This window comes from Streptomyces sp. NPDC043861, from assembly GCF_056435905.1.
The window spans coordinates 558322-573992 of sequence record NZ_JBWKDP010000001.1 but is presented as its reverse complement, the minus strand read 5'-3'; the positions used below and the strand labels follow the sequence as shown (position 1 = coordinate 573992).

At 67.6% G+C, this 15671-nt stretch carries 10 protein-coding genes and 4 pseudogenes; 5 read left to right on the top strand and 9 right to left on the bottom strand.

The features are described 5' to 3' along the window. Window positions 1-7: 7 nt before the first annotated feature. Together AC068D_RS02320 and AC068D_RS02315 are read left to right on the top strand one after the other, a co-directional pair. Window positions 8-328 carry a cupin domain-containing protein gene (locus AC068D_RS02320; protein ID WP_478821013.1) on the top strand — a complete coding sequence of 107 codons (321 nt, stop codon included), beginning with the start codon at window positions 8-10 and terminating at the stop codon, window positions 326-328. 62 nt (window positions 329-390) lie between these two features. Further along, window positions 391-1908 carry a class I adenylate-forming enzyme family protein gene (locus AC068D_RS02315; RefSeq protein ID WP_478821012.1) on the top strand — a complete coding sequence of 506 codons (1518 nt, stop codon included), beginning with the start codon at window positions 391-393 and terminating at the stop codon, window positions 1906-1908. Window positions 1909-2551: 643 nt separating this feature from the next. Here the strand turns inward: AC068D_RS02315 and AC068D_RS02310 are convergent. From AC068D_RS02310 to AC068D_RS02295, 4 genes and pseudogenes are all read right to left on the bottom strand, one after another. Further along, window positions 2552-3310 carry a DUF6193 family natural product biosynthesis protein gene (locus AC068D_RS02310; RefSeq protein ID WP_478821011.1) on the bottom strand — a complete coding sequence of 253 codons (759 nt, stop codon included), beginning with the start codon at window positions 3308-3310 and terminating at the stop codon, window positions 2552-2554. 157 nt (window positions 3311-3467) lie between these two features. Then, window positions 3468-3592, bottom strand: a pseudogene (locus AC068D_RS02305) (IS5/IS1182 family transposase); the annotation flags it as partial. 109 nt (window positions 3593-3701) lie between these two features. Beyond that, complete coding sequence (locus AC068D_RS02300; RefSeq protein WP_478821391.1) at window positions 3702-3863, bottom strand: HNH endonuclease; 162 nt, start codon at window positions 3861-3863, stop codon at window positions 3702-3704. 107 nt (window positions 3864-3970) lie between these two features. Then, window positions 3971-4744: pseudogene (locus AC068D_RS02295) on the bottom strand (AraC family transcriptional regulator); the annotation flags it as partial. Window positions 4745-4971: 227 nt separating this feature from the next. Here AC068D_RS02295 and AC068D_RS02290 point away from each other — a divergent pair. Beyond that, window positions 4972-5256 (top strand): annotated as a pseudogene (locus tag AC068D_RS02290) (transposase); the annotation flags it as partial. Here the strand turns inward: AC068D_RS02290 and AC068D_RS02285 are convergent. Then, window positions 5257-5504: pseudogene (locus AC068D_RS02285) on the bottom strand (helix-turn-helix domain-containing protein); the annotation flags it as partial. 433 nt (window positions 5505-5937) lie between these two features. Here AC068D_RS02285 and AC068D_RS02280 point away from each other — a divergent pair. Further along, window positions 5938-6921, top strand: coding sequence for an ETX/MTX2 family pore-forming toxin (locus AC068D_RS02280; protein WP_478821390.1), 984 nt, complete (start codon window positions 5938-5940; stop codon window positions 6919-6921). Window positions 6922-7205: 284 nt separating this feature from the next. Then, the gene (locus tag AC068D_RS02275) at window positions 7206-8144 is read left to right on the top strand and encodes a MurR/RpiR family transcriptional regulator (protein ID WP_478821010.1); all 939 of its coding nucleotides are present in this window, start codon (window positions 7206-7208) and stop codon (window positions 8142-8144) included. 179 nt (window positions 8145-8323) lie between these two features. Here the strand turns inward: AC068D_RS02275 and AC068D_RS02270 are convergent, their stop codons facing one another. From AC068D_RS02270 to AC068D_RS02255, 4 genes are all read right to left on the bottom strand, one after another. Further along, complete coding sequence (locus tag AC068D_RS02270) at window positions 8324-9595, bottom strand: pyridoxal phosphate-dependent aminotransferase (protein WP_478821009.1); 1272 nt, start codon at window positions 9593-9595, stop codon at window positions 8324-8326. A 313-nt stretch (window positions 9596-9908) separates the two neighbouring features. Continuing rightward, entirely contained in the window at window positions 9909-11726 is a 1818-nt protein-coding gene (locus AC068D_RS02265) for a SpoIIE family protein phosphatase (protein WP_478821389.1), read from the bottom strand. A gap of 50 nt (window positions 11727-11776) precedes the next feature. Then, window positions 11777-12445 (bottom strand): response regulator, encoded by a 669-nt coding sequence (locus tag AC068D_RS02260; RefSeq protein ID WP_478821008.1) that lies wholly within the window; start codon window positions 12443-12445, stop codon window positions 11777-11779. Beyond that, the coding region (locus tag AC068D_RS02255) for a HAMP domain-containing protein (protein ID WP_478821007.1) at window positions 12442-15671 on the bottom strand (3230 nt) is incomplete at its 5' end. The genes AC068D_RS02255 and AC068D_RS02260, both read right to left, overlap by 4 nt.

Below are 15671 nucleotides of genomic sequence, written 5' to 3'. Positions count from 1 at the left end.
GCGGACTGTGGACGAAGAACGCGTGCTCGGGCGCATCGGCAGCAAGGTCCTGTTCGACAACGACCGGGTGCGGATCTGGGAGTTGCGACTCGCACCGGGCGAGCACAGCGACATCCACCGGCACGAGCTCGACAACATCCTGGTGCAGATCTCCGGCGACCGGATCGTCGTACGGCCCGAGCCCGACACCGAGGGTCCCTACCGGGACTTCCTGGAGGCCGAGGTAGTGCCCGGCGCCGCGATCTACGTCACCCGCGGTGGCGTGGAGACGGCGGTGAACACCGGGGAGCGCGACTATCACGAGATCATCGTCGAGCTGAAGGACTGACCGGCGCGGCCCGCGTGGCGGCCGCCACGCGCCGTACCGCCGCACGCAGGAGGCCCGTACTCATGCCCGCACCCGTGCACCAGTTGCTGATCGGCGATGTCTTCACCAACGCCGCGCGGGCCGTGCCGCACCGCACGGCGGCCGTGCTCGGCGACCGATCGCTCACCTTCGCCGAGGTCGATGCCGGCGCCGACAGGATCGCCCGCACCCTGCGGGGGCTCGGTGTGGGCCGGGGCGAGCGCGTCGTCTGCTGGGCGGGCACGACCATCGACGCGGTCCCTCTCTTCGCCGCGCTTGCCAGGCTCGGCGCACTCTACGCGCCCGTCGCGGGAACGCTCGGCGTCGACGAGGCGGCCGAGCTCGCCGCCGCGGTCCGCCCGGCGCTCGTCATCACGGCGGACCGGACACCGGCCGAGACCGCGCGGCTCCGCGCTGCGATCGGCGCCCCAGTACGGGACCTGAGGGCCGTGGTCGCAGCAGAGGCAGAGGTACACAGGGCGGCCGCGACGCGCGGCACGGATCCGCACACCGCGACCGGCCTCCTGGAGACCGACCCGCACTGCGTGTTCTTCTCCTCAGGCTCGACCGGCCGGCCGAAGGGCATCGTGCTGTCCCACCGCGTCAGCTTCCTGCGGTCCCACCCGGGATCACAGCTCGAACCGCGCGGCGCCGCGGTCTGCCCGTTCCCTCTGTTCCACATGGCGGCCTGGACGATCTCCCTGCAGCAGTGGCAGGCACGCGACACGGTGGTGTACCTGGAGCAAGCGGACGGGCAGGCGATCCGGGCGGCCGTCCGGACCCACCGGGCGACCCGGCTCTACTGCGTGCCCGCCGTCTGGCAGCGGGTGCTGGACGGCAACCATGCGGCGCTGGCCACGCTGCGTTTCGCCGACACGGGCACGTCCGCCGTCACCGCCGCCTTCCTCGACGCCATCCGGGCCGCCGCACCACGGGCCCACCTGCGCGTCTTCTACGGCTCGACCGAAACGGGCAACGTCGCGGCGCTCGACGGCGACGGCCTCCTCGACCGCCCGGACTCCATCGGCGTGCCCGGTACGTCGACCGAGGTACGCAGGGGCGCCGACGGGGAGCTGCAGGTGCGCGGCCCGCTGCTCTTCGACGGCTACTTCGACGACCCGGCCGCCACCGCCGCGGCCTTCGACGACGGCTGGTATCGCACCGGGGACCTTGCGGAGATCGACGCCGCAGGGCGCATCACCCTCACGGGACGGCTCGGTGAGCTGATCCGCACTGGTGGCGAGACCGTCTTCCCAGGGGAAGTGGAGGCCTGGCTCGCGGACCATCCGGCCGTGGCCGACGCCGCCGTCGTCGGCCTGCCGGATCCCGTATGGGGCGAGGTGGTCTGTGCGGTCGTAGTACCCCGCGACCCCGGACGTCCGCCGAGCCTGCGGGACCTGCGGCGCCACCTCGACGGCAGGCTGGCGCCCCACAAGCACCCACGCCTGCTCCGCGTCGTCGACGAGCTGCCCCGTACACCGGCAACCGGCCAGGTCCGGCGCCGACTCATCGCGCAGCGGATCGCGGCCGCATCGTCGTGCTGCGGCGTCAGCTCCTGGTGAGCCGCCGGGTCTTGCTGTCGGTCAGCACACAGAGGCCGGGCGAGAACACGACCACGCGCAGGATGCCGCTGCGCGGGTGGCGGGAAGCGTGGCAGGCGTGATCCATCCAATTGACGCTCGGAGATACGTGGCAACCGCTCAGTGGTCAGGTTGCTGCGGATGGCCGACCGCGAGGCCGGAGCACCGAGTCGGACCCTGGGGCACTTGAAGCAGTCCGACGTAGGGCGTCGCCGGAAGCGGTCGCAGGGCAATGTGGTCGCGGACCGCGCGATGGCCGATGACCTCGCCGTGGGTGCCGTGCACCACGAGTCACACAAGACGATCCACCGGATCAGAGCCTCGGAGCGAGGCCCGAACCCGTGGAAGGTCAGCCGCACCGGTGAACTGCGCCGCCGTTTGTCTTAGAGCGCCTAACAAAGAGCGACCCACTAGCTACTTGCTCCTGACCTTCGGACTCCGCCGCACCCGCCTGCGCCACCTGGCGGGTGCCCAGGCCTGGACCGGACTCGGGATCTTCGCCTACAACCTGCAGCGGATGGTCGTCGTCAGCCGATGACAGAGCCCCCACCTACAAAAGCCGCCACCACGATCCAACCCTGATACCGCCTCTGAGCTGGGCGAACCATTTTTCAGGAGCAAGTAGCTAGTCGAGTTCGGAGTCACTGGCCTGGATGGCCGGGTTGCAGTCCGGGGTCAGCGCCTCTACGACCAGGGCGATCGCTTCGGCGACGGTGGGGACAACGGTGTGCGTGCCGAGTGGGGCCTGTTGGCTACCGACCCGCCAGCTGTTGTTGCCGGCGGGGCCTATCTCGAAGAGGTCGTGGGAGAAGGGCGGCATGGGGGAGCGGCGGAATGTGAGCGTGCCGTGGGTGACGAGCGGGGCGAGTTGGCGAAGCTCCGGGGTGTTGTATGCCTCTTCCACGAGAGGCCCATTCCACTGGTCGGCGGTCGCGGCCCTCGCCACGTCCCATGCGTACTCGACAGCGCGCCCCTGCTCGTGTGCCACTGCGCGCGGGGAGGCGGCGAGCCACACCCGACGGCTGGCGATCATGGTGAGTGCGTCGCCACGCTGCCAGTCGTCGATCGCCTGCGCCACGTCCGTCAGCGTCTCGGCATGCCCGGAAAGGGCCGCTCCCAGCCAGGGCATCGTCAGGTCGACCTGGATTTCGTGCCTGTCGCGTTCCAGGACGACATGGACGATCCCGCGGTTTGCTTCGACGACGAGCGTGACTGGCCCGTGAGGCGCCGATGCCCATTCCGTGACATGTAGCGGCGCCAGGGTGATTCCTGCTGCTGCCGCGAAGCGCCGCAGCCCAGCGCCCGGGTCGCCGGCGTCGGGGCTGAGCTCCGGGTAGAGCGCGGTATCCATCTTTGACCCGTCGTGCTGGGACTGTGCGCTCACAGGTGATCTTCCTCTCGTCCGGCTGGTCATGTTATGTGGCTGCTGTTCCAGGGGCCGAGTCCCCCTACCTGGATCTGGGGGCAAGTGCGGACTGCAGTACGTGCGGTTCATGCAAGCAGTTCGCCGGAGCCGTCTATCGGCGTGAGGCAGATGGCGGTCAGGTCAGGGACAGCACCTGTCGGTGGGTAATCAGGCAGCAGGCGAGCTTGAGGAGAAGGCTTCGTGGATGTCTGCTCGGCGTTCCGAGTGGATGCGGAGCCGTTTGAAACCGTGCAGCCAGGCGGTTGGGTCGGCCGCGCGGTGAGGTGCTCGCCGTGGGGCGAGTCCTGTTCCGCGCGGCCTCCCGCCGAACCGGACATGACGGTTTCCCGGTCATCCGGCTCTCCAGTGACTACTGCGTGAGTGGTCTGGCTGGCCGTTCTGAGTGGATGCGGTCGTGGCAGGTGTTGCAGGCCACGACGGTTTTGCGGCGTCGGTGAAGCATGACGCGCGCCCAGTCGGAAGGCTGCCATCCGGTGTGAGCGAGGTCGGCGAGAGCACGGACGTGGTGCACCTGAACGTTGCCCTTGCTTCCGCAGATCTCGCAGGTATCCGCCAGGAGTCTCGCGATGAGTTCCTTCTGCGGATAGTCCACTCGAACCGGCACAGCCGACGGTACCGGCCGGGTGTGATGGCGTAGGCCGCGGCGAAATGGCGGTGGAAATGCGCCTGGTCGGCGAAGCCGAGCCCGTGCGCAACGTCGGCGACGGGCACGCCCCTGCGCAGCCGACGCCGCGCCTCGGCCAACCGGGCCGACAGGTGCCAGGCGTAGGGCGGGGCTCCGGTGGCGCGGGTGAACGTCCGGATCAGATGTTCCCGGGACATGCCTGCCTCGTCGGCCAGTTCGGCCAGCCGGGGCGCGACGGACAGGTCGGCGCGGAGCCGGTCAAGAACCGCGGCGATCCGGGCGTCGGTGGTCTCCGGGCCACGCGCGCGCCGTCCCGCCGCCAGGTCGAGCAGCCGCGACAGCACGAGCACCAGTCGCTCCTGGACCAGAGCAGCGGATTCGGCGGGCGAAGGGTGTCCGTCCGGTGCAAGCTTGCGGAATGCCCTGGCGGCAGCCAGAAAATCGGCGCGCAGGTGCGGAGAACGGACGACGGGCCGTTCGAAGTCGACGGTGGCATCGCCGGTCAGCGATTCCACCACCGTGGGCGGGACGTACCAGCTCACGGCCGCGAAGGAAGTCTCGGGCAGGACCTGGGTGGTGCACGACTGGACCTGGCCGGGGTTGTAGACAGTGAACTCGTCCAGGCTCACGTCGAACGAGGTGCGGTCCAGCCGGACCTGCTCCAAGCCGCAGAGGTTGACGCTGATCACGTACTCGTCGTGACTGTGCCGCGGGAACCCGCCCGACGGGGGACGCACTACCGCCAGCTGACCTCCGTCCCACTCCATGACCTGCATCCATAGAGGCTACGGCAGGCAGCGGGCGTGGCCGGGTGGGGGTAGGAGCAGTACGAACAGTAGGAACCTTGTTCGTTCAGGCAACGCCGCTGATCGATACAACAACGCGTGGGCCAACTTCTCAGCGAGGCCACCCTCATCGGCATCGACGCAGCCCTGAAAGCACTCTTCTGAGGCCCGCCGCATGCGGCGGACGGACCGCAGCACCCCGGAAGCGTGACAGTTCCGCCTGTGTGTCGCGGCAGTGCACCGGCACCGCCGGCAAGGTGACCAACTGCCAAGCGGGCGTGTCCTTGCACCTGGCCTCGGACACCGCCTCGGCGGCGATCGACTGGCGCTTGTTTCTCCCCAAGAGCTGGGATCCTGCGTCGCCGCAGGCTGATCCCGCCAAGGTGGCCCACCGCGAGCGGTGCGGCATCCCGGAGGACGTGGGCCATGTCGAGAAGTGGCAACTGGCCCTGGACATGATCGACGAGACCCGGTCCTGGGGCCTCGATGTCCCGTGCCTCGGCACGGAACCGCCGCGCCGGCCGCCCTTGCCGCCGGGGCTCGCTCTCGTCGGGGCCTGTCTCCACGACCAGACCGGAGCCGACCAGCCCTTCGAGGACGCCCTCGACGGTCGGCCGGGACAGCCCCGTGATCCGGGTCAGATCGGTGAGTGTGGGCGCCTCGGCGCGCGCAGCGCATGGAGCACCACTGCGGAATTGATCCGCCGCAGCAGCGACGGATCCCCACCGGTCATCCGCCCCACCTCGTGCCCTTCCCGCTCGTACGCGTGTCCGGCGGACCGTACTCAATGGCGGCGGGCGCGGCGAGCATGCGCAAGCGGGACCGCGGAACTCGCCCATGAACGTGGAGAGTTACTCGCAGACCGGCCACTGACCTGCGACTGGCCGTCCCGAGCGGGAGCCGCGGGCACCCGGGGCCCGGTGACGTGCGCGCAGGGCCGCCCGGCCTTGAGCAACGGATACTCAGGCGGCGCCGCGCGGGACACGGGAGCGTGGCAGGCCCCACACACCCCAAGACGCCGACCCGGCTCGATGACTTACACCGACGCGGGCTGCTGCCCACTACGCCCATCCGAGTCGGAGCCAGGGCCGGCTCGTCCCGTGAGCATGGAAGGGTGAAGAGCGATGAATAGCAGAAGCAGAAGAAGGCGAGTGATTGTTGGATCGGGGGTGACGATGGCGCTGCTCTCCATGGTGCTGATGCAGCAGCCTGCTTCCGCCATCATAGCAATTGGTGGCATGCCTAAGCCTGACGAGTGCAACAATGAGTACGCCACTGCCGACCCGGCCGATCCCACCGGTGATGGGTACGACGCCGACGATCTCCCTTCGCGGGCCCCAGGCTTCACCAACCTGGAGAAAATGATCAAGGATGCTTACCTCTGGAAAGGGGTGAACGCCGGCCGCAACGACAATAATACTCGCGATGTTGACGTGATCACCGATGATGTAGAGGTCAGTGATCTCGTCAGTAAGCATTTGGGCACCACGGTCACTGGAGTGGCAGATGAGGCGGTGCTGAAAACTAGACTCTGGAATGGCAACAACACCACTCAGACGCTGTCCAGTGCGTCTTATGCAGCGCAGCACTGGACGACGCATACGGCCACGACGACAAGAGGAATTTCGGCCGCCCTCGAGGTCGCTGGAACTCTCGGCCAACAGAATGTGGCCTCAGGGACCGTCACGCAAACGCTCACTGTATCGCTCACCAAGTCCCGTGCCTGTACGACGAGTCTCGCAAGGACCTATTCAATTCCCTCCTCCAATATCACGGTGCCCCCGCATAAGGAAGTTTACGTGTACTCCACGCTCAAGACAGCGAAGTACAAATCGGACTGGAGTGTCAAGGCCAAGTTCACTAAGAAGGTCAAGATCAATGGCAAAGACAAGGAGAAGAATTGCGCAGGCGGCGGGGTAAGTTGCTGGAACAACAGGTTCGCCGTCGAGGTTGATGTAGTCGACGTGCTGCAGAAGGCGAGGGAAGCGGGGTGGTCCCTGCCCGACGGGTGGAGCATCCCGAAACCGGAAGAGGACCATCTGCTGATGAATAGCCTCGTTGAAGTCACGGGCACTTCGACGGCCCTGTTTGCCAGCAACGGTGTTGGCCCCTACAAGCCATATACCGGAACGGGATGGGGTTCGGAACCAGTCGGGTAGTCCACAGTTCCCGCCTCCTGACAGCGGCTCCCGACGAGGCTCCGGCGAATGGACGGCCAGTGCATGGCTGTTCCGCACCGCCGGAGCCTCGGCTTTCCGTCACCTCATTCCGTGCAGTCCTCGGCCGGGCAGGGTGCGCCTCCGCGCACATGGCACGGTGGCGTTCACAGCGGTGGCTGAGCCGACTCGGGCCGCTGCCTCGATGCGTCCGGGCAGCGGTCCCACGTGACATTCCTCGGGCACCCGCCGGTGCCCGGCGCCGCCCGGAGCGAGAAGATCGGTCCATGGCATCGGCATCCCAAGAAGCACCGGGTTCCTTCGACGAGCTCGTGGCACGACTGCAGGAGCGACTTCGCAGGCTCACCCCCTCGCAGCGGCTGCTGGCTGACCGGGTCATGGCCGACCCCGAAGGGGTCGCGTTCATGACCGTCTCCGATCTGGCGTCGGCCGTCGGAGTGAACGAGGCAACGGTCGTCCGGTTCGCAACGGGTCTGGGGCTGGGAGGCTATCCCGGGCTGACCCGGCTGTGCCGGGAGCGGCTGAAGGAGCAGGCGCAGTTGCTGCGCCGGTACGACAACCTGGAGCAGTTGAATGCGGAGGGCGGCGACCTGCTGGAGCGGGCGGTCGCGCTGGACCGGGCCAACATCTCCCGCACCTTCGCCAGGATCGACCGGGCAGAGTGGGACGCGGCAGTACGGTCACTGGCCGATGCGCCGCGGGTTCATGTGATCGGCCTGCGCAAGTGTCATGCCCCGGCGTACCTGCTCGGCTACCTGTTGCGAATGCTCCGTGAGGACGTGGAGCTCGTGACGGCCGGCGCCGGCACGCTCACCGATGAGCTGCGCCGGATCCGTGCGGGCGACTGCTTCGTCGCCGTCTCCATCCACCGCTACACCGCGGAGACCGTCCGTGCCTTCGACTGGGCCCGTGCACGCGGAGCCCGGTGCATCGCCCTCACCGACAATCCTGGGTCGCCGCTGGCGCCGCTCGCGGATCACGCGTTCTTCGTGGATGCCTCCGGGCCTTCCGTGCTGCGATCGATGACCGCCTTCACGGCGCTGGTCCAGGCGCTGGCCGCGGGCGTGGCTCAGGCGAGCGGGCTTGAGGTGCGCGAGACGCTGCTGGAGGAGGAGGAACTGCTGGAGGGATTCGGCGTCTACGTGGCCGAGCCTCTGCGGGAGCTGCCCGCCAAACCCGGTGGGGCGACACCCGAGGCCGACTGACCCTACGCGATTGCCAAGCGCGGCCCTGTGCACGGCCCTGCGCGCAATTCTCCAGGCGCGAGGGCGTCACCGGCTCGGCCGCCCGCGGTCGTGGCGGACGGGGGCCGTCTGCGGCCCGGCAGTGTCCAGTCGGCACAGTGCCGGGCCGCAACGGTCCCGTCCGCTGATCGGCTGCCGCTTCAGTCCTGCGGAACGAGAGCGTCCAGGGCCTTGGAGAGATGGTCGAGCGAGGCGGAGATCCAGGGCAGGGAGAGTGGGTCGTCGCTGCGCAGGGCCGCCCAGCGCTCGTCCGTCGACTCGCCGTACAGCAGGCTCGTGGCCACCCGGGCGCGCAGGGCACGTACGTCATCGCCGAACGCCTGGCCGGCCAGGACACCCACCCCGTGACGGTCCAGCAGGACATGTGCCAGCTCCGGGCCGGTGGTGACACTCTGGCGCGCGAGCCCCTCGCGGACCGGTTCGAAGTCCGGGTACAGGTAGAAGCCGGCCTGCGGGGTCCGGCATACGGCACCCGCACGGACGAACTCGCGATGCACGGCGTGGGCGACCGCGGCGTGCAGCCGGCGCGAGGCGGAGATGTGGGCGGTCACGTCGCCGGGGTCCGCGAGGATGTAGGCGGCCGCGGCCTGCATGGGCGCGGCGAGGCTGGACCACACTTCGCTGGCGATGCCGGTCAGATCACGCATCAGCAGGCGGCCCCAGGGAGTGTCCGGCGCTCGGGCGAATCCGATCCGCCAGCCGCCCAACGCCATGGACTTGCTCAAGCCGTTGGTCACGACGGTGCGCTCGGGAAAGCAGGAGGTCGCGCTCGGAGGCGGTGTGCCGTCGTGGCACAGCTCGGCGTAGATCTCGTCCGAGACGATCACGAGGCCGTACTGCTGGGCTATGGCGCACACCTCGCGGATGTGTTCCGGCCGGGCGACCGTGCCCGTCGGGTTGTCCGGGACGGTGAGCACCAGCACGCCGGGGTTCGCGCCCGCCCCACGCGCGGCCTTCAGCGCCCGCTGCAGCAGCGCGGGGTCCGGGATGCCTCCTGACTCGGCGGGTACGGGCACCTTGATGACGCGCTTGCCCACGATGCCCGCCTGCGCGGCATAGCTGACCCACGCAGGGCAGGGCAGCACCAGGTCCCCGGGAAGCGCTGTCAGCAGCGCGAACAGGAGCGCCTTGCTGCCGGGAGCGAACAGGACCTGCTCGGGCCGGGTCGGCACGTGCCTGCGGGTGAACCAGCCCGCAGCCGCTTCACGGGCCTGAGAGGAACCGACGACGGGCCCGTATCCGTTGCGCCCGGCGGCCTCTGACAGGACGTCGGCGATTCCTTCCGGGACCGGCAGGCCGGCCTCGCCGAAGCCGAGGTGCAGCACCCTCTCGCCCGCCGTTCTGCGGGCCTGGATGGTTTCGTTGATGGCCAGGGTCGCCGAATGCATCGTCACGGCGTCTTCATCTCCCATGGATGTCAGCTGATGCCAGGTCTGCACCAGCCGGGGTATGTGTGAGTTTCCTGCATCGTGTGCGTGCCAAGGCCGCAATGGATGCTCGAGCGGTCAGGTGGTCGTGCCGGACACTGGGTGCCGCGGGCCCATCGGTCAGTCCCAGGCTGCGCGCTTGGTGACGCCACGGAGCGAGACACGGGGATCCATCGCCATCGCGGCCTTCGCAGTTCGAATGGGATGCGCGAAAGGCTAGTTACTGCGGGACCGTGATGCAACTTTCCTTGCAAGATATTATTTTTATGCAACTCCAGTTGCGTCGCAGGCGCCCGGGTCAACGGGCTCGCAGGACGAACAGCGCCAGGTCGTCGACGGGTGGGGCCGGGGCAAAGCTGTGCACGGCGTGCCGGATCTGTTCGGCGATGCCCGCCGCTCCCAGCCCGGCGCACCGGGCGAGCATCCGGGGCAGGCCCTCGTCGTCGTCGAACTGGCGCTTCCCGCAACGCCTTTCGGTCACACCATCGGTGACGCACAGCAAGGCATCGCCGGGTGCGAAGGTGAAGGACTGCGATTCATAGGCAGTGGTCTCCATGATGCCGAGGAGCACCTGAGGGTCCGCGGCGGGACGTACGTCTCCCCCGGCGCCGAGCAGGAGGGGAAGCGGGTGCCCGGCGCTGGCGAGCGTGCAGCGGATGCCGCCGGGAGTACCGGGGGCGAGTTCACCGTAGAGGAGGGACAGCGAACGCACTTCCTCCCAGGTGCAGGCGTGTCCGGCCGGGGCGGCTTCAGCCGCGCGTACCGCATCGTCGACCAGCACCCGGTTGAGCCGGTCCAGAACCTTGGGGGCGGCGTAGCCGTCCTCGGCCAGGACCCTCAGCAGAGGTCGTACGAGACCGATGACGACAGCCGCTTCGGGCCCATGCCCGCAGACGTCGCCGAGAGCGAAACACCACCGGCCGTCGTTGGTGCGGAACAGGTCGTAGAAGTCGCCGCCCGCCGTCGCGCCTTCGCCCACGGGTTCGTACACGAGATGGGTGTCCATGCCCGGGACGTCCGGGAGACTCTCCGGCAACAGCCCCTGCTGGAGCACTCTGCTGGTGTCGGCATGCCGGGTGTACCGGCGGGCCGCGGTGACCGCCAGTGCGAGCCGACGGGCGAAATCCGCTATGAGGGCGACGGCCGCGCCCGGCGGGTGGGTGCGTCTTATCCGCCCGAGGACCAGCGTGCCCACTCTGTGCCCTGCTGCGACGAGCTGGCAGGCGAGCGCAACGCCCCCCGGCGGCCCGTCGTGGACGCCGGGTGCCGGACCCAGCCAAGGGGGCATGGGCAGCTGCGCGGGCCAGATCTGTGCCTGCTTCAGGAGTGCGGAGGATTTCGTCTCCAGAAGGGTCCGCAGGCCAGGAGCCAGGCTTTCGCTGGTGTGCCAGACCCGCACGAGTCGGGGTGTGCGGCGCTGTGTGCCTCCCTCTCCCTCCAGCCACACCGCGCACCATTCCGCGAACCGGGGCACGAGGAGCTGGCCGGCCAGCGCGGCCACTTTGTCCTCGTCGAACTGGCCGGAGAACAGGTCCGATGCCTCGGCCAGGAAGGACAGCGCGGCGTGTCTGTCCCACGCGGGATGACAGTCCTCGGCGATCGGATGCCGAGGGTGCGGTGGGGAAACGCTGTGAACGTCACCACGGTCCGGGGCCGATGTGCCGGTCAGCCGGGGGACGGCGCAGGCTGCCGTGTCCGCGTCGGCGGGGGAGAGCCGGAACCAGACGGTCTTGATCCCGTCGCCGTAGCTCACGCCCCAGGCCTGTGCGATCGCCCTCACAAGTTGGAGTCCACGGCCGTTCATGCCTGATGTGTCGAGCTCCCCCGGCAGCGGCGGTCGGGATGGATGGCGGTCGGAAACTTCCACTACCAGTGCCGGTGCCGTCCGTTCGCCTTCGAGCGCTACTGGATCCTGGAGGCGACAGCGCACATCCACGGCCGTACCTGCGTGAACGACGGCGTTGGTGACCAGCTCGCTCACCAGGAGCAGAGCGTCCTCGAGCAGCCGCTGGGCAGTCTCCGCGGAGAGTTCGCGGCCGACCCACTCATCGAGTGTTCTGCGCATGAACGCACGCGCGGCAGAGGGAGCGACAGTGCTTCCCGGAAGGGTGCACATCCGAACTGTCGCCACTTCGGATTCGCGCATGTCAACGTCCCCTCGCCCGATCACCGGAACACACCCGGGGAGGCCATGCAAGGCTGGCTCTGCGCGTCGGTGAGCCCGTCGCTCTCACCTCTGAGGTCCGCGGAGTAACGGGATGTGAGCAACTGGCGCAGTTCCCGGATGGCCTCCCCCATACGGGCCACGTGGTGCCACAGCCCCGCGGTGTCGTCCGGGCTGCTTGACGCGAGCTGGGTCTCGACACGGGTCAGCCGTTCGCTGACGTCGTCGAGACGATGGAGATGCCGGGCCACCAGGTCCTGCAGTTGTCTGTTCTTGCGGTGGAGTTCAAGGAACACGGAGACCTTGGCGCGCAGCACCCATGGATCGAAGGGCTTGGTGAGGTAATCCACGGCGCCAGTGGCGTAGCCGCGGAACGCGTAACTGCTGTCGGTACTCGCGCCGGTGAGGAAGATGATCGGCACGTCCTTGGTCTGATCGAGACGCTTGATGTTGGATGCGGTCTCGAAACCGTCCATGCCGGGCATGAGTACGTCGAGCAGGATGACGGCGAACTCCTGGCGCAGCAGCGCCTTCATGGCTTCCGGTCCCGAGGACGCCCGTACGAGGTGCTGGTTGAGGGGATCGAGCACGGCCTCGAGGGCGGTGAGGTTGTCTTCCATGTCGTCGACGAGGAGGATGCTGGCGACGTCAGGGGTGGGTCCGGGTGTCATGACGGCTGCTCCGGGGATGTGTCAGTGGTATCCCGCCGTGGGCTGGCATCCGCCTCACCTACGGTGGTGACGCGCGGGGTTCCGGGTGATCCGTCGGGGTCCAGGAGTTCGCATGCGACCGCGAGCAGCCGGTCCACGTCGACGGGTTTGGGGACGTATTCGTCGGCTCCCCGTGCGATGGCCTCTTGACGGTCGCCGGGGACGGCCTTCGCGGTGACGGCGATGATGGGCAGGTCCGCATGGCGCGGGGTGCTGCGGATCGCTTCGATGGTCTCGTAGCCGTCCATTTCAGGCATCATGATGTCCATGAGGACAAGGGAGACGTCCGGCTGGCGCTCGAGAACCTCGATGCCTTCCTTTCCGTTCTCCGCGTAGACCACAGGCATCTTGACGCGTCCCAGGACCTGGGTGAGCGCGAAGACGACACGGATGTCGTCATCGACGATGAGGACGCGCCTGCCCGGCAGCACCTGTCCCGGACGTCCGGACGTCCATTCCTCCAGACGTGTGGGGCTCAGCCAGTTGTCGCTCTGCTTGACGGGCAGACAGAGCGGGAAGGCGGCGTCGGGCTCGCGGAGTTTGGGGGACAGTGCCACCTGGGTGCTGACGAGCTCTCGCGCGGACGCGTCGGCCGGTGGCACCGTCTCCGCGCCGGCGTCGCCGTCCGGTGAGGCGACCGGAACGTACAGGATGAAGGTGCTGCCCTTCCCCACTTCGCTCTCGGCGACGATCTTGCCGCCCAGCAGGTTGGCGAGCTCACGGCTGATGGACAGGCCCAGACCGGTGCCGCCGTACTTGCGATTGGTCGTGCCGTCGGCCTGTTCGAACGCCTCGAAGATCGAGGAAAGCTTGTCATGCGCAATGCCGATGCCGGTGTCCTCCACCACGAAGGCGATGACGTCGGTGGCCGGTGTCATCAGCACCTGGAGATTCTGCCTTCGTTCCACCCGCAGGGTGACCTTGCCCTGTGTGGTGAACTTGATCGCGTTGGACAGCAGATTGCGCAGGATCTGCTGGATGCGCTGCTCGTCGGAGTAGATCTCGCCCGGCACGTCCTCCCCGACCACGATCTCGAATGCGAGCCGGCGGTCTATGGCTATCGGGCGGAACGTGGCGCTGACATACTCCACGAGCTTGACCAGGGGAATCCTGTTCGGTCGGATGTCCATCCGGCCGGCTTCGACCTTGGAAAGGTCGAGGATGTCGTTGATGAGCTGGAGGAGGTCGGACCCGGAGCGGTATATGGTCGTGGCGAACTCGACCTCCTTGTCGGTGAGATGGCCATCGGGGTTCTCCGCCAGCAGCCGGGCGAGGATGAGCAGCGAGTTCAAGGGGGTCCGCAGCTCATGCGACATGTTCGCCAGGAACTCCGACTTGTACTGTGACGAGGACGCGAGCAGGCTCGCCTTCTCCTCGAGCTGGGCATTCGACCGCTGTAGTTCAGCCTGCCGGCTCTGCAGTTCGTCCGACTGCTCCTGCAATTGCATCGCCAGCCGCTGGGACTCACTCAGCAGCGCCTCCGTACGAGAGTTGGCGATGATCGTGTTGATGGCCACGCCGATGGTGTTGACGAACTGGTCGAAGAACGCCAGATGCACATCGGAGAAGCGCGAGAAGGAGGCGAGTTCGATGATGCCGAGAAGCGTGTCCTCGAACAGAATGGGGATGATCACCACGCTGGCGGGGGCAGCTTCCCCGAGTCCCGAAGTAATCTTGATGTAGTCCGGTGGTGCCTCTTCGACAAGGATCCGCTTCTTCTCCAGAGCGGCCTGACGCACCAAGCCGTGACTGAGCATGCCGGGCGTTTCCACCGTCGATCCCAGGGTGTCCGCGGCGCCCGTGGTCGATGCCTGGGACCCATAGCCGGCGATGAAGGCGAGTCCCTTGCCCTGGTTCCCCACGTTGTCGGAGGAACTGTCGTCGCAGTGGGTGTCCGCCAGGAAGAACGCGCCGTACTGAGCGTTCACCAGCGGGGTGAGTTCGCGCAGAATGAGTTCGGCGACCTCCCTGAGATCGCGGTGGCCCTGCATGAGGCCCGCCAGACGGGCCAGGTTCGATTCCAGCCAGTCCTTGGCCCTGGTGGTCTCCCGGAGGTTGGAGACCATGAGGTTGATGTTGTTCTTCAGTTCGGCGACCTCGCCGCGGGCGTCGACGGCGATGGAACGGGAAAGATCGCCCTGGGTCACCGCAGAGGCCACCTCAGCGATGGCCCGAACCTGTGTGGTCAGGTTGAGAGCCAGGCTGTTGACGCTCGTCGTCAGACGTTTCCATGTGCCGTGAACGCCCTCGACGCGGGCCTGGCCGCCCAACTGTCCTTCACTGCCCACCTCACGGGCGACGCGGGTCACTTCGGAGGAGAAGGAGGAAAGGGTGTCCACCATGGTGTTGATGGTGGTTTTGACTTCGAGGATCTCGCCGCGGGCGTCGACGTCGATCTTCTTGCCGAGGTCGCCCTGAGCTACTGCGGTGGCGACCTGGGCGATATTGCGGACCTGCGAGGTCAGATTGTCGGCCATGAAATTGACGTTGTCGGTGAGGTCCTTCCAGACGCCGGAGACGCCGCGGACATGTGCCTGGCCGCCCAGGTTTCCCTCGGTGCCCACCTCATGTGCCACACGGGTGACTTCGTCGGCGAACGCGGAGAGCTGATCGACCATCGTGTTCACCGTGGACTTGAGCTGGAGGAACTCGCCCTGGGCGTCGACAGTGATCTTCTGCGACAGGTCGCCGTTGGCCACGGAGGTGGTGACCTGAGCGATGTTACGGACCTGCGAGGTCAGATTGGACGCCATGAAATTGACGTTGTCGGTGAGGTCCTTCCAGACGCCGGAGACGCCGCGGACATGTGCTTGTCCGCCGAGGTCTCCCTCGGTGCCCACTTCGCGGGCGACACGGGTCACTTCGGAGGAGAAGGAGGAAAGGGTGTCCACCATGGTGTTGATGGTGGTTTTGACTTCGAGGATCTCGCCGCGGGCGTCGACGTCGATCTTCTTGCCGAGGTCGCCCTGAGCTACTGCGGTGGCGACCTGGGCGATATTGCGGACCTGCGAGGTCAGATTGTCGGCCATGAAATTGACGTTGTCGGTGAGGTCCTTCCAGACGCCGGAGACGCCGCGGACATGTGCCTGGCCGCCGAGGTTTCCCTCGGTGCCCACTTCGCGGGCGACACGGGTGACTTCGTCGGCGAACGCGGAGAGCTGATCGACCATCGTGTTCACCGTGGACT